21 protein-coding genes are annotated in these 19,494 nt (G+C 72.8%); 16 read left to right on the top strand and 5 right to left on the bottom strand.

The window, feature by feature from the left end:
- The first annotated feature begins 262 nt into the window (after positions 1 to 262).
- The 5 genes from ACIBAD_RS10595 (at position 263) to ACIBAD_RS10575 (ending at position 5,204) form a co-directional block, all read left to right on the top strand.
- Complete coding sequence (locus tag ACIBAD_RS10595; protein WP_398905804.1) at positions 263 to 991, top strand: ABC transporter permease; 729 nt, start codon at positions 263 to 265, stop codon at positions 989 to 991.
- 79 nt (positions 992 to 1,070) lie between these two features.
- Positions 1,071 to 1,934: an ABC transporter permease gene (locus ACIBAD_RS10590; RefSeq protein WP_398905943.1), complete on the top strand. Its 864-nt coding sequence runs from the start codon at positions 1,071 to 1,073 to the stop codon at positions 1,932 to 1,934.
- Positions 1,935 to 1,939: 5 nt separating this feature from the next.
- A complete protein-coding gene (locus ACIBAD_RS10585; protein ID WP_134075635.1) occupies positions 1,940 to 2,908 on the top strand; it encodes an ATP-binding cassette domain-containing protein in 969 nt (322 codons plus the stop codon).
- A gap of 96 nt (positions 2,909 to 3,004) precedes the next feature.
- Positions 3,005 to 3,694, top strand: coding sequence for a DUF1707 domain-containing protein (locus tag ACIBAD_RS10580; protein ID WP_398905801.1), 690 nt, complete (start codon positions 3,005 to 3,007; stop codon positions 3,692 to 3,694).
- A gap of 103 nt (positions 3,695 to 3,797) precedes the next feature.
- Positions 3,798 to 5,204, top strand: coding sequence for a DUF445 domain-containing protein (locus ACIBAD_RS10575; protein WP_134075633.1), 1,407 nt, complete (start codon positions 3,798 to 3,800; stop codon positions 5,202 to 5,204).
- Between the two features lie 288 nt (positions 5,205 to 5,492).
- Here ACIBAD_RS10575 and ACIBAD_RS10570 read toward each other — a convergent pair whose 3' ends face one another.
- Both ACIBAD_RS10570 and ACIBAD_RS10565 read right to left on the bottom strand, forming a co-directional pair.
- Positions 5,493 to 5,792, bottom strand: coding sequence for a hypothetical protein (locus tag ACIBAD_RS10570; protein ID WP_398905799.1), 300 nt, complete (start codon positions 5,790 to 5,792; stop codon positions 5,493 to 5,495).
- A 45-nt stretch (positions 5,793 to 5,837) separates the two neighbouring features.
- Positions 5,838 to 6,014, bottom strand: a complete 177-nt coding sequence (locus ACIBAD_RS10565; protein ID WP_165937233.1) for a hypothetical protein — start codon at positions 6,012 to 6,014, stop codon at positions 5,838 to 5,840.
- 164 nt (positions 6,015 to 6,178) lie between these two features.
- Between ACIBAD_RS10565 and ACIBAD_RS10560 the strand changes: the two genes are divergently transcribed.
- The 3 genes from ACIBAD_RS10560 to ACIBAD_RS10550 are packed head-to-tail and all read left to right on the top strand — an operon-like array spanning position 6,179 to position 8,859.
- Entirely contained in the window at positions 6,179 to 6,715 is a 537-nt protein-coding gene (locus ACIBAD_RS10560) for a GNAT family N-acetyltransferase (protein WP_208329152.1), read from the top strand.
- A gap of 47 nt (positions 6,716 to 6,762) precedes the next feature.
- Positions 6,763 to 7,821, top strand: a complete 1,059-nt coding sequence (locus ACIBAD_RS10555; protein ID WP_398905796.1) for a hypothetical protein — start codon at positions 6,763 to 6,765, stop codon at positions 7,819 to 7,821.
- Between the two features lie 51 nt (positions 7,822 to 7,872).
- Positions 7,873 to 8,859 (top strand): YDG/SRA domain-containing protein, encoded by a 987-nt coding sequence (locus ACIBAD_RS10550; RefSeq protein WP_134075630.1) that lies wholly within the window; start codon positions 7,873 to 7,875, stop codon positions 8,857 to 8,859.
- Here ACIBAD_RS10550 and ACIBAD_RS10545 read toward each other — a convergent pair.
- Positions 8,856 to 9,863 (bottom strand): SEC-C metal-binding domain-containing protein, encoded by a 1,008-nt coding sequence (locus tag ACIBAD_RS10545; protein WP_134075629.1) that lies wholly within the window; start codon positions 9,861 to 9,863, stop codon positions 8,856 to 8,858. The two genes, ACIBAD_RS10550 and ACIBAD_RS10545, sit on opposite strands and share 4 nt — an antisense overlap.
- Here ACIBAD_RS10545 and ACIBAD_RS10540 point away from each other — a divergent pair.
- The 4 genes from ACIBAD_RS10540 (at position 9,814) to ACIBAD_RS10525 (ending at position 12,783) form a co-directional block, all read left to right on the top strand.
- Complete coding sequence (locus ACIBAD_RS10540) at positions 9,814 to 10,719, top strand: class E sortase (protein ID WP_398905793.1); 906 nt, start codon at positions 9,814 to 9,816, stop codon at positions 10,717 to 10,719. The genes ACIBAD_RS10545 and ACIBAD_RS10540 overlap by 50 nt on opposite strands.
- Positions 10,720 to 10,776: 57 nt before the next feature.
- Positions 10,777 to 11,082: a DUF6412 domain-containing protein gene (locus ACIBAD_RS10535; protein ID WP_134075628.1), complete on the top strand. Its 306-nt coding sequence runs from the start codon at positions 10,777 to 10,779 to the stop codon at positions 11,080 to 11,082.
- Positions 11,083 to 11,193: 111 nt separating this feature from the next.
- Positions 11,194 to 11,805 (top strand): YidC/Oxa1 family membrane protein insertase, encoded by a 612-nt coding sequence (locus ACIBAD_RS10530; protein ID WP_134075627.1) that lies wholly within the window; start codon positions 11,194 to 11,196, stop codon positions 11,803 to 11,805.
- Positions 11,806 to 11,925: 120 nt separating this feature from the next.
- Positions 11,926 to 12,783, top strand: coding sequence for a fumarylacetoacetate hydrolase family protein (locus ACIBAD_RS10525; protein ID WP_134075626.1), 858 nt, complete (start codon positions 11,926 to 11,928; stop codon positions 12,781 to 12,783).
- A 77-nt stretch (positions 12,784 to 12,860) separates the two neighbouring features.
- On the opposite strand, the gene ACIBAD_RS10520 is transcribed toward ACIBAD_RS10525, so the two are convergent.
- Complete coding sequence (locus tag ACIBAD_RS10520; protein WP_398905790.1) at positions 12,861 to 14,138, bottom strand: ALF repeat-containing protein; 1,278 nt, start codon at positions 14,136 to 14,138, stop codon at positions 12,861 to 12,863.
- Between the two features lie 61 nt (positions 14,139 to 14,199).
- The gene (locus tag ACIBAD_RS10515) at positions 14,200 to 15,321 is read right to left on the bottom strand and encodes a Gfo/Idh/MocA family oxidoreductase (protein WP_398905788.1); all 1,122 of its coding nucleotides are present in this window, start codon (positions 15,319 to 15,321) and stop codon (positions 14,200 to 14,202) included.
- 55 nt (positions 15,322 to 15,376) lie between these two features.
- Between ACIBAD_RS10515 and ACIBAD_RS10510 the strand changes: the two genes are divergently transcribed.
- The 4 genes from ACIBAD_RS10510 (at position 15,377) to ACIBAD_RS10495 (ending at position 19,326) form a co-directional block, all read left to right on the top strand.
- Complete coding sequence (locus ACIBAD_RS10510; protein ID WP_398905786.1) at positions 15,377 to 16,465, top strand: ROK family protein; 1,089 nt, start codon at positions 15,377 to 15,379, stop codon at positions 16,463 to 16,465.
- A gap of 324 nt (positions 16,466 to 16,789) precedes the next feature.
- Complete coding sequence (locus tag ACIBAD_RS10505) at positions 16,790 to 17,446, top strand: maleylpyruvate isomerase N-terminal domain-containing protein (protein WP_398905784.1); 657 nt, start codon at positions 16,790 to 16,792, stop codon at positions 17,444 to 17,446.
- 275 nt (positions 17,447 to 17,721) lie between these two features.
- Positions 17,722 to 18,528, top strand: coding sequence for a hypothetical protein (locus ACIBAD_RS10500; RefSeq protein WP_398905782.1), 807 nt, complete (start codon positions 17,722 to 17,724; stop codon positions 18,526 to 18,528).
- Positions 18,529 to 18,561: 33 nt separating this feature from the next.
- On the top strand, positions 18,562 to 19,326 hold the full coding sequence (locus ACIBAD_RS10495; protein WP_398905780.1) for a GntR family transcriptional regulator: 765 nt from the start codon (positions 18,562 to 18,564) through the stop codon (positions 19,324 to 19,326).
- The last annotated feature ends 168 nt before the right edge of the window (positions 19,327 to 19,494 follow it).

The raw sequence follows: 19,494 nt of genomic DNA, 5'->3' as shown, positions 1-19,494 counted from the left end.
CGCCCCTCCGCACTAAGCTCGCGCGCTTTGGCCGACGTAGGAACGACCGGGAAAACGGAGGGATACGGTGCGTCAGGGAACGTCTCGTGGCACGGCGCGCAGGACGGTAGGCGGAACGGCGCGCGGAACGCTGCGCGGAACGGCGCGCGGAACGGCGCGCGGAACGGCGCGAGAAGCGGCGCGCAGGGCGTGGCTCTATGCGGCCGTCGCAGCCGGCGGGTTCCGGCGCTACGCCACCTACGGGACGGCGACGGCGGCCGGGGTGTTCACCAACACCGTCTTCGGCTTCGTCCTCGCCTACACGTACGTCGCGTTGTGGGACGAGCGGCCCGGACTGGGCGGCTACGACCAGGCGCAGGCGCTGACCTTCGTCTGGGTGAGCCAGTCGCTGCTCGCCGCGGGCGCGCTCATCGGCGGCGGCTTCCAGGAGGAGATGCAGGAGCGCATCCGTACGGGGGACATCGCCGTCGACCTGTACCGGCCGGCCGACCTCCAGATGTGGTGGCTCGCCGCCGATCTGGGGAGGGCGGGCTTCCAGTTGCTCGGGCGCGGGGTCGTGCCGCTGCTCGCGGGGGCGCTGGCCTTCCAACTGGCCCTGCCCGCCGATCCGCTGCGCTGGCTGCTGTTCCTGGTGTCGGTCCTGCTCTCGCTGCTCGTCGGCTTCGGTGTGCGGTACCTGCTGGGGCTGGCGGCGTTCTGGCTGATGGACGGGACGGGGATCAACCTGATGGCCGTCGTCGTCACGGTCTTCTTCTCCGGGATGCTGCTGCCGCTGACGGTGTTCCCGGGCGGCTTCGGGGAGTTCGTCCGGCTCCTGCCGTGGGCGGCGATGCTCCAGGTGCCGCTGGACGTGCTGATGGGCGTGCACGCCGGTGCCGGGGGCGCGGTACGGGCGCTGGGCTTCCAGTCGGTGTGGGCGCTCGTACTGCTGGGCGCGGGGCGGCTGTTGCAGTCGGCCGCGACACGGAAGGTGGTCGTCCAGGGTGGCTGAGCTCGAGGCAGGGGCCGTGGAGGCCGCAGCGGTGGCTCCGGAGCGGTCCGGGGTGGCTCCGGAGCGGTCCGGGGGGCCGGTGGGCGTGCCGGTGGGTGGGCCTTTGGACGTGCCGGTGCACGTGCCGGTACGGAACCGGGCCGTGGAGGGGGTGCGCGGCTACGGGCTGATCGTGGCCATGTGGGTCCGGTCGACGATGGCGTACCGGACGTCGTTCTTCCTCTCCACCTTCGGGAACGCGGCGATCACGCTCCTCGACTTCGTCGCGATCTGGATCATGTTCTCGCACGTGGACGCGCTCGGCGGCTTCACGCTGCCCGAGATCGCCCTCCTGTACGGGTCCTCCTCGGCCTCCCTGGGCCTGGCGGACCTGCTCCTCGGCAATACGGACCGGATCGGCGTCCGGATCCGCGACGGCTCGCTCGACACCATGCTGGTGCGCCCGGTCCCGGTGCTCGCGCAGGTCGCGGCGGACCGCTTCGCGCTGCGCCGGTTGGGGCGGATCGGGCAGGGCCTGGCGGTGCTGGCCTGGGCGGTCTCGGAGCTGGACGTGGCGTGGACGGCCGGGAAGGTGCTGCTGGTGCCCGCGATGGTGCTGGCCGGGGCGGCGATCTTCGGGGCGGTGATGGTGGCCGGTGCGGCCTTCCAGTTCGTCGCCGGGGACGCGGCGGAGGTGCAGAACTCCTTCACGTACGGCGGGAACACGATGCTCCAGTACCCGCCGACGGTGTTCGCGAAGGACCTGCTGCGCGCGGTCACCTTCCTCGTGCCGCTGGCCTTCGTGAACTGGCTGCCGGCCCTGTACGTGCTGGGGCAGCCGTATCCGCTGGGGCTGCCGGGGTGGGTGGCGTTCGTGAGCCCGCTGGTGGCGGTGGTGGTGTTCGTACCCGCTTCGCTGGCGTGGCGCGCGGGAGTTCGTTCGTACCGGAGCACGGGGAGCTGAGCGGCGTGGGCGGGAATGTGCTGATCGAGCTGGACGGGGTCGAGAAGGTCTTCGACGTACGGCGCCGGGTGGGTCTGATGCGCCGGGAGAAACGGCAGGTCAGGGCCGTGGACGGGATCAGCTTCGAGGTGGCGCGGGGAGAGGTCCTCGGCTACATCGGGCCCAACGGCGCCGGGAAGTCGACCACGATCAAGATGCTGACCGGCATCCTCACCCCGAGCGGCGGCCGGCTGCGGGTCGCCGGCATCGACCCGGCGCGGGAGCGGATGCGGCTGGCGCACCGGATCGGGGTGGTGTTCGGGCAGCGGACCACGCTGTGGTGGGACCTGCCCCTGAAGGACTCGTACGGGCTGATGCGGCGGATGTACCGGATCCCGCGGGCCAGGTTCGAGGAGAACCTGGAACGGTGCGTGGACCGCCTCGACCTGGCCGAGCTGCTCGACGTACCGGTACGGCAGCTGTCGCTGGGGCAGCGGATGCGCGGGGACATCGCGGCGGCGCTGCTGCACGATCCGGACGTGCTGTACCTGGACGAGCCGACGATCGGGCTCGACGTGGTGAGCAAGGCGAAGGTACGGGCCTTCCTGCGGCAGCTGAACGCGGAGCTCGGCACGACGGTGCTGCTCACGACGCACGACCTCCAGGACATCGAGCAGCTGTGCGAGCGGGTGATGGTGATCGACCACGGGCGGCTGATGTACGACGGCGCACTGGCCGGTCTGCACTCGATGGGGGAGGGCGGCGGCGAGCGGACGCTGGTGGTGGACCTGGAGCGGGAGCTTCCGGAGATCAGCGTGGCGGGGGCGCGGGTGGTGAAGGTGGACGGGCCGCGGCAGTGGCTGGCGTTCCCGGCGGGAGCCTCGGCGGCGCCGCTGGTGGCGGAGGTGGCGGCGCGGTATCCGCTGCTGGACCTGTCGGTGCGGGAGCCGGACATCGAGGACGTGATCGCGAGGATGTACGCGGGGCAGGGGTGATTGGGGGACGGCCAGGGTTAATTCAGGGGCGGGCAGGGGCTGTTCCAGGGTCGGGCCCCGTACAACTCTTCCTCGCGACTACATAGGCTGGTCCCCATGACTGACGAGCGGCCGGAGAAGCCGTTGACGGAGTTGAGGGCGTCGGACGCCGACCGCGAGCGGGTGGTGGAGCGGCTGCGCGACGCCGTCGCCGAGGGCCGGCTCGACATGGAGGAGTTCGAGGAGCGGCTGGAGGTCGCGTACACGTCGAAGACGTACGCGGAGCTGGAGCCGCTGACCCGAGATCTGCCCGCGCCGGGCGGGCACCACCCGATGCCGCGCGCGGCCGCGGCGCCGGCCCCGGTGCCGGCGGACGGCTCGTGGGCCTCGCGGATCGGGGGCGGCGGCATACCGGCGTCGGCCTCGGCGGCGGTCGCGGTGATGTCCTCGTTCCAGCGCAAGGGCACGTGGACCGTGCCGCCGCGGCTGGAAGCGGTGGCGTTCTGGGGCAGCGGTGAGCTCGACCTGCGCGAGGCGAACTTCGCGGAGCGGGAGGTGGTGATCAACTGCATCGCGATCATGGGCGGCATACAGATCACGGTCCCGCCGGGCGTGGAGGTCGACGTCCGGGGCATCGGCTTCATGGGCGCCTTCGACCAGCGCGACACCCCGGGTCCGGTGGTCCCGGGCGCCCCGAGGGTGGTCGTGACGGGCCTGGCCTTCTGGGGCGGGGTGGAGGTCAAGGTCAAACCCCCGAAGCGCCCGAAGCCCCTCAAGGGCGGCCCGAACCTCCGCAAGGAGCTCTAGGCGGCGGCCGGTGGCGCCGGCTCGCGCGGAACCGGATCGCCGGCTCGCGCGGAACGGGATCGGCGCGCCGGGAACTCCTGAGAGGTCCCGGGAGTCGGATGCTATGCAGACAAAACCGGCGCCCGGGGGAAGGGAGGAACACGTGGAGCACCGCACCAAGGCCGTAGGCACGGGCAGAGGCACGGGCAGAGGCACGGGCAGGGGCACGGGCAGGGGCACGGGCTCAGGCGCGAGCGCCGGCCCCGGCGGGTTCGTGTTCAACGAGGCCGACGAGGAGCGCCGCCGCGGCGTCCGCCGCATGAAGACCACCGCGACCGGCCTGCTGATCCTGGTCGCCCTGGTCTACGTACTGACCACGTGGGCGGAGCACGCCGGGGCCGGCGGCTGGGCGGGGTACGTACGGGCCGCCGCCGAGGCCGGCATGGTCGGCGCGCTCGCCGACTGGTTCGCCGTCACCGCGCTGTTCCGGCACCCGCTCGGCCTGCCCATCCCGCACACCGCGATCATCCCGACCAAGAAGGACCAGCTCGGCGTCTCCCTGGGGGAGTTCGTCGGCGAGAACTTCCTCTCCCCGGACGTGGTCCGCGCCCGCCTCCACGCCCTCGGCATCGGCGCCCGCCTCGGATCCTGGCTGGCCGAGCCCGCGCACGCCGACCGGGTCACGGCCGAGCTGGCCACCGCACTGCGCGGGGCCCTGACCGTACTGCGCGACTCCGATGTGCAGGCGGTCGTGGGAGAGGCCATCACCCGGCGGGCCGAGACCGCCGAGATCGCGCCCGGGATCGGCAAGACCCTGGAGAGGGTCGTCGCGGACGGCGGGCACCGCCGCGTCGTCGACCTCGTCTGCGTCAAGGCCCACGACTGGCTGGTGACGCACGGGGAGTCGGTGATGGGCGCGGTCCAGGGCGGCGCGCCCGGCTGGACCCCGAGGTTCGTGGACCGCAAGGTGGGCGAGCGCGTGTACAAGGAGCTGCTCCGCTTCCTGACGGAGATGCGGGACATGCCGGAGCACCCGGCGCGCGGGGCGGTGGACCGGTTCCTGGCGGACTTCGCAGCCGACCTCCAGTCGGACACGGACACCCGGGCAAGGGTGGAGCGCCTGAAGTCCGAGATCCTCCAGCGCGGGGAGGTGCAGGAGGCGATCGCCTCCGCCTGGACCGCGATCCGGGCGATGATCATCTCGGCGGCGGAGGACGAGCACAGCGAGCTGCGGCTGCGGGTCCGGTCCTCGCTGCTGTCGCTGGGGGCGCGGCTGGCCACGGACGGACGGCTCCAGGACAAGGTGGAGGGCTGGATCGAGGGCGCGGTGGTGTACGTGGTGACCACCTACCGCACCGAGATCACCTCGCTGATCACGGAGACCGTGGCCGGGTGGGACGCCGAGCACACCTCGCGGAAGATCGAGGCCCACATCGGCCGGGACCTCCAGTTCATCCGCATCAACGGCACGGTGGTCGGTGCCCTGGCCGGACTGCTGATCTACACGGTGTCGCAGGCCCTGGGGGCGTAGCCGGACACCCCCTGGCCGGACTCCCGGCTGAGGCGGACACCCGCCTGGGCAAACACCCGCCTGGGCAAACACCCGCCTGGGCGGAGAGCTGTCTGGGCGGACACCCGCCTGGGCGGAGAGCTGCCTGGTCGGAGACCTGCCTGGTCGGAGACCTGCCTGGTAGGACACCTGCCTGGGCGGAGAGCTGCCCGGGCGGACACCCGCCCGGGCGCGGCTGGGCGCCGTCCCTTCAGGCGGCTCGGCCGCGGTCGGCGACCGGCGCCTCGCCCGCGGTCGGCGACCGGCGCCTCAGCTGCGGTCGGCGACGACCCAGGATGCGGTCGCCACGACCGCCGCGGCCCCGAGGACGGCCGGCCAGGCTCCGACCTTCTTGGCCAGCGGGTGCGCGCCCGCGAAGCCGGCGACGTACAGCGCCCCGAGCCCGGCCGCCGCGGGGGTGCCGCCGCGCCGGTGCCATTCCCGTCCGGCGGCCAGTCCGGCGGCGCCGAGCACGACACCGCCCAGCGGGCGCTTCTTGGTCCACCGGGCGACGGCGTACCCGCCGACCAGTCCGGCGGCCGCCACTGCGGAACTCGGTACGCGCGCCATGCCCAACTCCTCAAGTCGTCTGATCTCACGTGTATTGCTACGAGGCTAACGCGGGGGCTTGACCACCCGGCGGGCGCCCAGCGCCCCCAGGACGAGCACCGCTCCGCCGATCACACCGTCCGGTACGGCGTCCTTGACGGCGCGCGGCAGCAGCGCCACCACGCCCAGGACGAGGAGGAAGGCGAGCACGCACCGGCCGGCCGCCCGAATCAGTCTGTCCACGGGCTGCTCAACGCGGCTGCGCGGTCCCCGACACGGAAGACGGGGAGGGGATTTGTCGCACACTCGCCGGATCCGTGCGATACGTGCCTTCGGGAACCCGACCGGCATAAATTGGCTCTCCCACCCCAAAGGGTAAAACGGGAAGCAAGAGGAGCTCGGACATCGTGATCTGCTACGGACAGGCCGTCCTCGACCTCGCGGACGAACTGGTCGACGCCTATGCCGACGTCTTCTCCGCCCCGCCGTGGAACGAGGGCGCAGAAACCATTCGCCAATTCGCGGTCCGCCTGCAGGCCGACACCCGGCGCCGAGGTTTCCGTACGGCTCTCGCCCAGTCCGCGGCCGGTATCGACGGCTTCGCCACGGGCTGGCTCACCCCGGCGGCCTTCCCCAAGGACCGCGGGTACGCCCAGGTCGCGGCGCAGCTCGGCCCGGCACGGGTGCGGGAACTCCTCACGGGTGCGCTGGAGATAGACGAGCTCGCCGTACGCCCGTACGCGCGCGGCCACGGCACCGGCCGGGCCCTGCTCACCGAGATCACCGCGGACGCCCCGGACCGGCGGGCCTGGCTGCTGACCTCCCGCCTGGCCACCGACACGGTGGCCACGTACCGGCGCCTGGGGTGGCACGAGGTCACGGCGCGCCCGGGTACGCAGACGGGCGTGATCGTCTTCCTCTCGCCGGACCACCCCGGCCGCTGACGCCCCGGGGCGGGTGTCGGTGCCCCCGGACCGGGCATACCGCCGGCATGATCACCGCACGTCAGACGAAGCAGCAGGCGCCGAAGCGGCCGACCCGCCGGGAACCGAACCGGGGGCCGAACCGGACGGCGGCGCACACGACGGCCCGCAGGCAGCTCAACCTGGCCACCCGCCACCAGCTCGCCGCCTCCGGCATCCCGGAAGGCACGATCACCTCCCGCACCCGCCCGGGCGGGCCCTGGCAGCGCTTACTGCCCCGGGTCTACCTCCTCCAGACCGGCCCCCCGGACCACCGCCAACGCGCCCTCGCCGCCGTCCTGTACGCCGCCGAGCCCGCCGCGGACCCGCTGTCCGGAGAGACGGCGGTCCTCACCGGCGGCGCCGCCCTGGCCCTCCTCGGCATCCGCGACGTCCCGCACACCCCCGCCGACGTCCTGGTCCGCGCCCCGCGCAGGCTCACCGGCACACCGGAGGTACGCCCGCTGGCCACCGCCCGCTGGCCGCGCACCATCACGGTTTCCGGCATTCCGAGCACCCGCCCGGTGCGCGCGGCGGCCGATTTCGCCGCCCGGGCCGAGGACCCCGACCGCATCCGCTCGACCCTGGCCCACGTCGTCCAGGCCGGCTGGTGCCACCCGCAGGACCTGCACGCCGAGCTCCGCGCGGCCCGCCTCCTCACCCGCCCGGCGATCCGCGCCGCCGCGGCGGAACTCGCCGCGGGGGTCCGCTCGATCGCCGAGGCCCTGGCCCGGGACACCCTGACGGCGACGGACCTCCCGACCCCGCTGTGGAACGCCCGCCTGTACACCCCGGACGGCGCCTTCCTGGCCAGCCCGGACGCGTACTGGCCGGACGAGGGCGTGGCCCTGGAGATCGACTCGGCGGAGTACCACTACACGCGCGACGCCTGGCACTCCACCCTCCGCCGCCGCCTGCGCCTGGAGTCCCACGGCATCCTGGTGGTCAGCGCGACCCCCTCGATGATCCGCGACACCCCGGAGGAGGTCATCAAGGCCCTCCAGACCCTCCTCACCCTCATCACGTCCCGCCCCACCCCACCCACGGCCCAAGCCCGCGGCCACCAACAGCTCTTCCTTCCGCTCTAGTTGATGATGAAAACGTGATCGTCCGTGATCGGAAATGACTATGCTGATGTGATGACGGTTGAGCGAGTTGTTGGGCACATTGACGGAATTGAACTCGGTTCTGTGCTTCCCCGGCGCAGGGACGTCTTCGACGCGCGCTTGCACAGCGACCTGCAACGCGGCATTTCAAAGCTCAAAGATGACGACGGCAAACTGGTATCTGACGCGATCGTCCTCAACGGCGGATACCTCGACGATCACGATGCCTGGCACGAGATCCGCTATACGGGCGCTTCGCCCGACGCAGACAAGGATCCGTTGACGAAGCGGCTCAAGGCAAGCCAGAGTTGGGACTACAGTGACAATGCTGCGCTGAAGCGTAGCTATGACCGGGGGCACCCGGTTCGGATCCTCCGAGGCTTCAAGGGCGACGGGCGCTATTCCCCGAGTGAGGGATACCGGTACGACGGCCTCTATCGCATCACGGAGGCGCGTACGGCGATTTCCGGCGCGCCGGGACTGGCTGGCGAGCCGATTGAGATTTGTCAGTTCACCCTTGAGCGCTACCCGGAGTCTGACCAAGAACTCACCACGGTCGAGCTTGCTGCTGCAGAACTCCCCGGATTCACCGACGAGGAGAAGTTTCCGCAGACGCGCACCGCGAAGGTTCAGCGGATGATCCGCGATACGGCGGCTGCCCGCCGTATCAAGGACCTCTATGGCGGGCAGTGCCAGACGTGCGGCATACGGCTGCTCGGTGCGAATGCCAGGCCCTACAGCCAGGGCGCGCACCTCAAGCCGCTGGCTGAACCCCACAGGGGGCCGGATGTCGAGCGCAACATCCTGTGCCTCTGCCCCAACTGTCATGCACGGCTGGACATCGGGGCGATCTCCATCGGGGAGGACTGGAGCGTGATCGAGCGCGTACCGCACGGCGAGACGCGCACGACCTTGTCGCGACTACTAATGAAGAAGAAGCACGGCCTTCACCCGGACTACGCCGCGTACCAGCGCGACTGGTGGGACAGCTTCGAGCGCAATCGGGCAGGTAATAGCTAGGACGCCTGCGGGGCGCCGTGGCATTCGGCGTAGGGCTTGCCCGAGGTGCACCAGCAAGGGGTGTTGGGGGTGGGGGGCCAGGGGGTGGCTTTGCCTCGGGCCGCCAGGGTCGTCGCGTACTCCGGGAGGAGTGACGGGGAGGCCGGGGAGGTCTTCTCGGAGGCCGCGAAGGCCTCGTACGAGGGGACGCTCGCCGTCACGATGCCCAGGTTCGTCGTGCCCGAGGCAGCCAGGGCGCGCAGCGAGGACTCGATGTGCGCCAGGTGCGCCTCGTGAGAGGGGTACTCCGCCGCCAGCGTGGGGTACGAGGTGAGGAGTTCGGCCAGTTCGCGGGCGGGCCAGTGCAGGATCGCCACCGGGAACGGGCGGGAGAGGGCGGCGCGGCGGTCGCCCAGTTCGGCGCGGAGGCGGGCGATCTCGGCGCGCAGCTCGGCCGGGTCGTCGGAGCCGAGGGCCCAGATGCGCTTGGGGTCGTGCAGCTCGTCCAGCGGGATCGGGCCGATGTGGCGGGTGTCGGCGACCATGTCCCACTCGTCGTGCGGGAGGCCGAGGAGGCGGCGTACCCGGTGCCGGCCCGTCAGGAGGGCCGTGGTGGCCTGGGTGAGGGGTGCGTTCTCCGCGATGAGGAGGCCGGCGGCCTCGGTGAAGCACTCCTCCGAGGCGGTCAACTCGTCGTGGGCCTCAAGGGTTTCCGCGATGACCTCCCAGGGGGCCGGATCCGCCGGCGCCGCCGCGCGGATGCCCTGGATGAGGGCGCGGGCCTCGGGCTCGTGGCCGTACTCCCACAGGTTCGCCGCCTGGAGCGCCTTGATCAGGTGCGGATCGGCGGGTGAGGAGGCGAGGAGTTGGTCGTACAGCGCGCTGGCGCGGTCCCGGGCGTCACCCAGTTCGAGGTGGGCCGCGGCCTGGAGGAGCAGGGGCTCCTGGTCCTCGGGGTAACGGGTCGCCGTGCGGATGAGGCGCTCGGCTTCGGCGATGTGCTCGGCTGGCGTGTCAGGGCGCATGGTTCACACCGTACTGCCCTGGTCTGTTGACGGGGGAGGTCTTAAGGTGCGGGCCGTGCGGGATCACATGCGTGTGGTGGTGCAGGGGGGTGGCCGGCGCGGGCGGCGGGCCGGTCTCGCGGGGGTGCTGTGGGGAGCTGCCGAACTGGCCGTCACCGTGGGCGTGGTGGTGTTGTTGCTGGTGGTGCACCAGGTGTGGTGGACCAACCGGCAGGCCCTCGCCTCCGCCCATGAGGAGGTCCGGGCGTTGGAGAGGCAGTGGGCTCTTCCTTCCGATCCCGGGTCAGGGTCCGGGTCCGATCCCGGGGCCGGTCCCGGCTCCGGGTCTGGGGCAGGGCCCGGTTCGGATGCTGCTGCGGCTCCGGTGCGTTCTTCGCCGCCCTCTGCTGCCGGATCCGGGGCGCCCGCGCCCGCGAGGGAGTCCGCGTACGGGGTCCTGCGGATCCCGCGGCTCGGGGTCGTCGTGCCCATCGCGCAGGGCGTCGACAAGCGGACCGTGCTGGACAAGGGGTACGCCGGGCACTACCCCGGGACCGGGCAGCCCGGGGCGCAGGGGAACTTCGCGCTCGCCGGGCACCGCAACACCCACGGCGAGCCGTTCCGGTACATCAACCGCCTGCGGGCCGGGGACGAGCTGATCGTCGACGTGCGGGGGCAGCGGTACACGTACGTGGTCGGCAAGACCCTGGGGGAGACCGGCGAGCGGGACACCGGGGTGATCGCCCCCGTGCCGCACAGCACGGTCCGGCCGGAGTACGGGTACGGCGAACCCGGCGCGTACATCACGCTGACCACCTGCACGCCCGAGTACACCTCCAAATATCGCCTCGTCGTGTGGGGAACCTTGAAGGAATAGCCCGCGTTCTTGGTTCTGGTGAGTACGTACGGATCTGATCTCGGGAGGGGGCCCGGCATGGCACGGCTTGATCATCGGCGGCTGCTGATGTCCCTGCTCCTGTTCGCCGGGGTCATCGGCCTCCTCGGGCTGTTCGCCGGGGAGGGCGGGCTGGCCGCCGTCGTGGTCGCCCTCGCCGCCACCGTCGCCGTGGGCGCCGCGGCCCTGGCCGCCCGGCTGGTGCGGCCGGTGCCGCCCCACCGCATACGCACCGCGATACGTGATCGCGAGCAGCGCACCGCGTTCCTGCCGCAGCGCGATCCCGACGCCTCGGGCCGGTCGCGGCCAAGGGCGCCCGGCCGTCTCGTCCTGACGGCCGCGTAGGGGCATCCTTCCTCTTCCACTCCTCCCTTTCGTTCTGTCGGCTTGCCCCTCGTGGTCGTCGCGCCGAAATGCACCTCTTTCGACGTTGACGAGACCCCCCGGAGGGCCCGCGTGTCCGTTTTCACCCGCCTTGTTGAAGAGCTGGGCCGGCTCTTGGAGCCTGCACTGGCCGAGTCCGCGACCGCTGCCGCGATCGTGCTGTTCACCGTGCTCGTACGGCTCGCCCTGCACCCGCTGAACCGGGCCGCGTTCCGCGGTGCGACGCCGGTGGCCGGCCTGCTGCCCGTGCTGCTCCAGCTGCCGGTGTTCTTCCTCATGTACCGGGCTTTCTCCTCGTCCGGCGAACTGCTGGACCACCGGCTGTTCGCCGCGCCGCTCGGGGCCCGGTGGAGCGATGCCCTCGGGGCGGGCGGCTTCCTCGGCGCTCAGGGGCTGGTGTTCCTGGGGCTGTTCGCGGCCATCGCGGCGGTCGCCGCGTGGAGTGCCGTACGGGGGCGGCGCGCCGCCGCCGAGGCACCCGCCCCGGTCGCGGCCGCCAACGTGAGCGCCGAGCAGCAGGAGGCGTTGCGCAAGCTGGGCGGCGTACTGCCGCTGCTGTCGTTCGGGACGCTGATCACGGCGGCCGTGGTGCCGCTGGCGGCCGGGCTGTACCTGGTGACCACCACCGCGTGGTCCGTGGCCGAGCGGGCGTGGCTCCAGCACCGCAAGCGTTCCAGTCCGTGAACAGGGTCTTGCGGATTGGTCGGGCATCTTGGAGGATCAACCAATTCTCCGATGGCCGCAACCCATCGGCAGGCCCGGGCTTGCCCATGGGCCGACCACCACGACCACGGGAGAATGCCCATGAAGCTGCTGCGTGTCGGACCGGTCGGGGCGGAGCGCCCCGCGCTGCTCGACCAGGACGGGGCCCTGCGCGATCTGTCCGGCCTGATCACGGATGTGGACGGCGCCCTGCTCGCCGACGAATCCGTGCTGTCCCGGGTGCGGGACGCGGCGGAGTCCGGCGCGCTTCCGGTCCTGGACGCCGAAGGCCTGCGGATCGGTGCGCCGGTCGGCCGGATCGGCAAGATCGTGGGCATCGGGCTGAACTACTTCGGGCACGCCGCCGAGATCGGCGCGGAGCCGCCGGCCGAGCCCATCCTCTTCCTCAAGGCCGCGGACACCGTGGTCGGTCCGGACGACACCGTGCTGATCCCGCGCGGCAGCGTGAAGACCGACTGGGAGGCGGAGCTCGGCGTCGTCATCGGCGCCACCGCCCGCTACCTGTCCTCCGCCGCGGAGGGCCTGGCCCACGTGGGCGGATACGCGCTGGTCAACGACGTATCGGAGCGCGAGTTCCAGATCGAGCGCGGCGGCACCTGGGACAAGGGCAAGAACTGCGAGACGTTCACCCCGCTGGGTCCCTGGCTGGTCACGGCCGACGAGGTCGCGGACCCGCAGGACCTGGACGTGAAGCTGTGGGTCAACGGCGCGCTCAAGCAGGACGGCAACACCGCCGACCAGATCTTCCCGGTCGGCGAGGTCGTCCGGTACCTGAGCCAGTTCATGACGCTGTACCCGGGCGACGTCATCGTCACCGGCACCCCGGCCGGCGTGGCCATGGGCCAGCCGGAGCCGAAGCCGTACCTGAGGGCCGGGGACGTCGTGGAGCTGGAGATCGAGGGCCTCGGCCGCCAGCGCCAGGAGTTCAAGGGCGCGTAGGCGCTGCGCGTCACGTGTGAAGGGGCGGGACCGCCGTCCGCGGTCCCGCCCCTTCCCGTGCGGGTACGAGGTGCAGGTCAGCCCTTCGTGGACGCGCGGCGGCGGCGCCGGTTGGCGAAGACCAGGCCGGCGCCCGCGCCGAGCGCGGCGGCGCCGCCGCCCGCGATCAGGGCGGTCTCGGTACCCGTGCTCGCGAGCGCTCCGCCGGCACCGCCCGCCGTGGTGACGTGGGCGTTGGCGGTGGTCCCTGTCCCGGTCCCGGTCCCGGTCCCGGTTCCGGCCCCGGTCCCCGTCCCGGTCTGCTTGATGCCGGTGCCGGTGCCGGTGCCGTCCTTGCCGGCGTCCGGCTTGCCGGTCTGCGCGTCGCCCGCGGCCTTGTCCTTGTCGCGGGCCGTGAACTGTCCGGTCTTCAGGAACTCGGCGCGGCCCGCCGGCGTGCCGTTGATCGCGGTGATCGCGGCCTTCTTCAGCTCCGGGCCGGCCTTGTTGAGCATCGCCCAGATCAGGACCAAGTTGTCGTCGTCGCGCAGCTCGTGCTGCGTGGTCGTCACGAAGGTGCGCAGCTGCGCCGGGGTCGGGTTCCCCTTCAGGAGGTTGATGATGCCTTCCTTCAGGCCGGCGCCGGCCCCCTCGAGCATCGCGAACAGCGCCACCCGGTCGTCCACCGCCCGGATCTTGTGCTGTCCCGTGGCGACGAACTCGCGGACCTCCTCGGGCGTCCCGCTGTCCATGAGCCGGTTGACCGCCTCGGTGATGCCCCGCCCCGCTCCGGGGAGCATCCGCACCATCTCGACCTTGTCGTCCTCGAAGCGGGCCGTGTGCTGCCCGTGCTTGAGGAACTCGGTCAGCGCGGCCTGGGTGTCCGCCTTCAGCGCGGCCTTGCCGGCGTTCTGTACGGCGCGGCCGCCCCCGTTGACGATCTGCGAGACCCGTACCCGGTCGTCGGTGAACTGCTCCCGGGCCCACTCCACCTCAAGGAACTTCCGCAGGTCCGCGGCCGATCCCTTGAGCGCCTTCTCGGCCGCCTCGCGTACGCCCGGCCCGCTCGCCGGGTCCGCCAGGACCGCCTGGACGGCGGCCCGGTCCTTGGCGGCCTGGGTGTCATCGGCCGGCTTCTCCGCCGTGTCCCCCTTCTTGTCCGCCGCCTGGTCCACCGGCTTTTCCGCGGGCTTGGGCGCCGGCTCGTCCGCGGCGGCGTCCGGCGCGGTCGGAGCCGTCGGCGCCGCGGGCGCGGCCGGCGCCGAGGTGTCCGCGGCGAAGGCCGGAGACGCGAGCAGGACGGCCGGGGCTAGCGCGGCGGTGGCGACGGCCGATGCGATCCGGGGCAGCTTCAACAGACAGGTTCCGTTCTTCACACATGTGATGATCTACAACCTGTGCAGGATAGATCGCATTCGACCCTCAAACTGTCCATTTTCAGGACATGGTGGCACTCAGCTCGACGGTCACCCCGTCCCGGGATGAGATCCGCGCCGCCTCCAGCACGGCCAGGCAGCGCGCCGCCTCGTGTGCGGTGACCGGGGCCGGGCCGCCCTCGCGCAGCGCCGCCTCGACCGCGGCGTAGTAGGCCGGGTAGTCCCCCGGTGCGGTCGCCACCGGGGCTCCGCCGCCGGTCAGAGGGGACTCGCCGGAGCCCACCCGGCCCCACAGGTGCTCGGGCTCCTCGCCCCACGGGGTGTCCCCGACGCCCGGCCGCTGCCCCTCGCGCAGGGCCGCCTCCTGCGGGTCGAGCCCGTACTTCACGAAGCCCGCGCGGGAGCCGAGGACGCGGAAGCGCGGACCCAGCTGGGCGGTGGTCGCGCTGACGTAGAGGTGGGAGCGGACCCCGTTCGCGTGCGTGAGGGCGATGAAGGTGTCGTCGTCCGCCTCGGCGCCGGGCCGGCGCACGTCTGTCTCCGCGTACACGCTCACGGCCGGGCCGAACAGCACCAGTGCCTGGTCGACGACGTGGCTGCCGAGGTCGTACAGCAGGCCGCCGATCTCCTCCGGGGCGCCGGACTCGCGCCAGCCGCCCTTGAGCTGCGGGCGCCAGCGCTCGAAACGGGACTCGAAGCGCTGGATCTCGCCGAGTTCGCCGTCGGCGATGAGGCGGCGCAGGGTGAGGAAGTCGTTGTCCCAGCGGCGGTTCTGGAACACGGACAGGAACGTGCCGGTCTTGTCGGCGAGGGCGGCGAGCTCGCGGGCCTCGGCGGCGGTGGCGGCCAGCGGCTTGTCCACGACGACCGGGATGCCGGCGCCCAGGGCCACCGTGGCGAGCGGGACGTGGGTCTTGTTGGGGGAGGCGATGACGACCAGGTCGAGGGCGGGGGAGAGGTCCCAGAGCTCCTGCGGCGTGCCGACGATCCGGACGGCGGGGTACGCCTCGCGCGCCTGGGCCTGCCGGCCGGGGTCGGAGGTGACGACCGTGTCGAGGAGGAGCCCGCCGGTGGCCGAGACGAGCGGCGCATGGAAGACGGAACCGGCGAGTCCGTAACCGATGAGGCCGACGCGGAGGGGGCCGTTCGACCGCGTGGGGGAAGCGGAGGGGGAGGCGTTCATGGATCCACTTTGGCAACAGTGTTGCTTAAGTGCAAGGAGGGTGGACAATGGGAAGGTGGACTGGCGTAGCGGAAGCAACGGAAGCGGCGCGAACCTACCGGCGCTGCGGGGCCACAACGACGCGCTCGTACTGGCCCTGCTCCGCGAAGCGGGTCTGGAAGGCCTGGGCCGCACCGACCTCGCCGCCCTGACGCGCCTCACCCCGCAGGCCGTCAGCAAGATCACGGCGCGGCTGCGTGCGGAGGGACTCGTCGCGGACGCCGGCCGTGGCGCGTCCACCGGGGGCAAGCCGCGGACGCTGCTCCAGCTGGCCGCGGGCGCCCGGCACGCCGTCGGGGTGCACGCCGACCGCGACGAGCTGCGGGCGGTACGGGTGGACATGCTGGGCACGGTCGTCGAGCGGGTCCGCGGCCCCCTGGACTTCGCGGCCGGACCGGATGCCGTCGCGGACGAGGTCGCACGAGCCGTGGACCGGCTGTGCGGGGACGCGGGCGCGGCATCCCTGCTGGGCGTGGGCGTCGCCGCGCCAGGACCGCTCGACTGGCGGGCCGGCGTACTGGGCCGGGTGACGGGCTACCCCGAGTGGGAGGGGTTCCCGCTGCGGCAGGCGGTGGCGGACCGGCTCGGGCCCGACGCCCCGCCGGTACTGCTGGACAAGGACACCAACGCCGGGGTCGCGGTCCCCGGCCGCCGGGCCGTCGGAACCTCCGTGTACCTGCACCTCAGCACCGGCCTGGGGGCCGGGCTCCGGCTCCGCGGCGAGGTCTTCCGCGGGGAACGTTCCGCGGCGGGGGAGTTCGGGCACCAGGTCCTGATGCTGGACGGTCCGCCCTGCCGGTGCGGAGGCCGCGGCTGCGCGGAGGTGCTGTGCCTGGACGCGGTGGCCCGCGGGGACCTCCAGGAGGCGGCCCGGATCCTGGGCGAGGGCGCCGCGAACGTGGTCGCGCTGCTGGACGTCGACCGGGTGTGGCTGGGCGGACGCGTGGTGGACTCCGCACCGGAGGTCTTCACGACGGGAGTCCGCCGCGTCCTGGAGGCCCGCACCCTGGGCGGCCCGGTTCCGGAGGTCGCCGCTTCCGAGGACGGTGTCGCCGAGGGCGCGGCGGAACTGGCCCTGGCCCCGCTCTTCGGCCGCGTGGGCTGAGGCGGGCCCAAGGAGCCCCGACCGGCGGCGCGTCTGTTCGGGGGACCGGGGCCGTGCGCCCGGGCTGGCTTCGGCCGGGGCGGCCGAGCGGTGGGGCGGGGCCGCCGGGAGGTGGGGCGGGGCCGTCGGGGCCGCTGCGCGGGGCTTGTTCGCCGCCCCGCCCTTCCTCCGCTTCCCGGGGCACAGCCCGGGACCCCGTCCCGGGGGCTCCGCCCCCAGACCCCGTGCCCCAAACACCGGCGGGGCCGGGTTCGGGTGGCGCGGACGGGTCGCCGGCGGGGCTGAACCGGACCGCCCGCCCGGGGGCGGGGCTACGTTGCCCGTATGGAGCTCTTCTTGCGTTCTTGGGCCGCCTTGCGGGGTGCCGTGGACGAGGTTGCGGATGTGGACTTCGGGCGGGAATCCGGATGCCGGGGCTGGCTCGTCCGGGATCTCGTGTGTCATCTGGTGATCGATGCGCAGGACGTCCTCATCACCCTCGTCACCCCGGCCGCGGGCGAAGCGACCGCCGACGCCGCCGGCTATTGGAAGCTCGGCGACCAGCTGCCCGACGGCGAGGATCCGCTCGACGCGCTGGTCGTGCGGCTGGCCGCCGCGTACGGGGATCCGGGCCTGCTCAAGTTCCACCTCGACGACGTGGGCTCCGCCGCCGGCCGCGCCGCGGAGCTCGCCGACCCCGGTCTGCGGGTGCGGACCCAGGACAAGGTCCTCACCGTGGCCGACTACCTCACCGCGTACGTCCTGGAATGGACGCTCCACCACCTCGATCTGATCGCGCACCTCCCCGACGCGCCCCCGCCGCCCCCGGAGGGCCTCGCCCGGTCCCGTGCGCTGCTGGAGCGGGTCGCCGGGGTCGCCTTCCCCGCTTCGTTCTCCGATCGCGACGCGCTTCTCACGGGCACCGGCCGACGGGCGCCGACCCCCGCGGAGCGGGCGGAACTCGGCGCGCCGGCCGCGCGGCTGCCCTTCGTCCTCGGCTGATCCGATCAGGCGTAAGGCGGGAGCCGGCAGGCGTGGCGGGGGGAGGGGGGCAGGGGCGCGTGGGAGGGTGCCGGGAGGCCGGGGTGATTGTCGCCTCGTCCGACCATCGGCCCGTTCGGCCGTACGGCCGGTGATCGGGTCGTCGGGTCGTACGGCCGGTCAGCCGCCCGGCCCGCCCGGCCCGTGCACCACCGTTCGGCCCGTGCACCACCGTTCAGCCCGTTCAGCCCGTTCACCGTCCTCCCGTCCGGCGAGCAGCGAAGCGAAGGTCTTCCATGCGACTGCGCAAAGCCCTTGCCCTCTCCGCCGTCCCCGTCCTGGCCGCCGTCGCCCTCTCCGCACCGCTCGCGGCCGCCGACGTCGGCAACGGCGGCGGCGCCCGCCCCGCGCCCGCGCTGCCGTCGCGGATCGAGGCCAGCTGCGGCGACGGGAAGAGCAGCGCCTTCCCCATCGGCGCGCGGATCCGCGGCGGCCCGGCCGTGTACCGGACCGGCGGCGGGCCGCAGACCTGGTTCCTGGACCTCGCCAACACCACGAACTCCGAGTGCACCGCCATCCACCCCGTCGTGGTGTTCACGGACAGGGCACACGCCCTGCTCCCCGCCCACTTCCGGATGGAGTTCGAGGCCCCGGGCGGGACCTTCCCCGTCAGCCTGGAGCGGAGCGACCGCGACGAGATCATCGCCGTCTTCGACGGGGGCGAGGCCTTCTCCGGGTTCTCCGTCCGGGCCGGCGGCTCCCTGACCGTCAAGGTGACGCTGGCGTTCGCCCCGGGAACGCCCCCCGGCGAGGTCCTCGCCGACGCCGCCCTCGTGCAGCGCAAGGCCGACGACGGCGACTGGGTCGGTGAGGCGGGCGGCTACCGCTTCTCCATCGAGGGCCCCGAGACCGACGACGACGGCGACGCGGGTTCCCTCGCCCACACCGGCCCCCGCAACCGGCTCCTCGGCATCGGCGGGGTCGCCTCCCTCGCCGCCGGCGCCGGCCTCCTGCTGGCCGCCCGCCGCCTGCGCGCCCGGACCGATCCTCCGGCCGCCGACACCCCCGGCGCCCCCCGCACCCCCGGTACTCCGGCGCGCTGATCTCCGTACACCCAGCCCGCGTACAGTCCCAGGGTGGAAGAACAGAACCTGCACCACCGCCCCGGCTCGCCCGTCCGTTCCGGCATCCCCGAGCACGGGCGCATCCCCAAGTACTACGCCGTCAAGGCCCTCATCGCGGACCTTCTCGACGACCTCGGCGAGGGCGGCCTGCTGCCCACCGAGCGGGATCTCGCCGAGCGGTACGAGGTGTCCCGCGAGACCGTACGGCAGGCCCTGCGCGAGCTGCTCCTGGAGGGCCGGCTCCGCCGCTCCGGCCGCGGCACCGTCGTCGCCGGCCCGAAGCTCGAACAGCCCCTCTCCCTCGCGAGCTACACCGAGGGCGTACGCCGCCAGGGCCGCCGTCCCGGCCGCAACCTGATCGGGCTGGAGCAGTTCCCCTGCCCGCCCGAGCTGGCCCCCGGCATCGGAGCCGAACCGGGCGAGCCCGTCTGGCACCTGGAGCGCGTGCTGCTCGCCGACGACGAGCGGGTCGGCCTGGAGAGCACGTACATCCGGGTGGCGCGGGCGCCCCGCCTCGACAGCGAGTTCCCACCCGACTCCTCCTTCTACGGATACCTCCTGGACCGGCTCGGGATCTCCTTCGGGGACGCCGACGAGAAGCTGGAGACCGTCCTCGCCACACCCCGCGAGGCCCTCCTGATCGGCACCCCGCCGGCCCTTCCCATGCTGCTCATCCACCGGTTCTCGCGGGACCGGGACGGGCGTCCGCTGGAGCGCGTGCGTTCGCTCTACCGTGGTGACCGGTTCAGCTTCACGACCCGTCTGCGGTCCGAATAGTCCCGAGCGGACCAGCTCAAGGCGGCGAAAAGGGGCGTATGTATATCACGAGAAGGTAACGGGTCTAGTCCAAGCGTCGGGGGCTGTTCACCGTCCCGTTGCCGTCGCGATCCTCCCGGTCCACGGCGCGCGGCCACCGTGGGGCACGTGAGAGTCATAGTCTCGGAG

This window comes from Streptomyces sp. NPDC051109, assembly GCF_044455885.1.
Lineage (GTDB): Bacteria > Actinomycetota > Actinomycetes > Streptomycetales > Streptomycetaceae > Streptomyces.
This window is presented reverse-complemented; position numbering and strand designations above follow the sequence as displayed.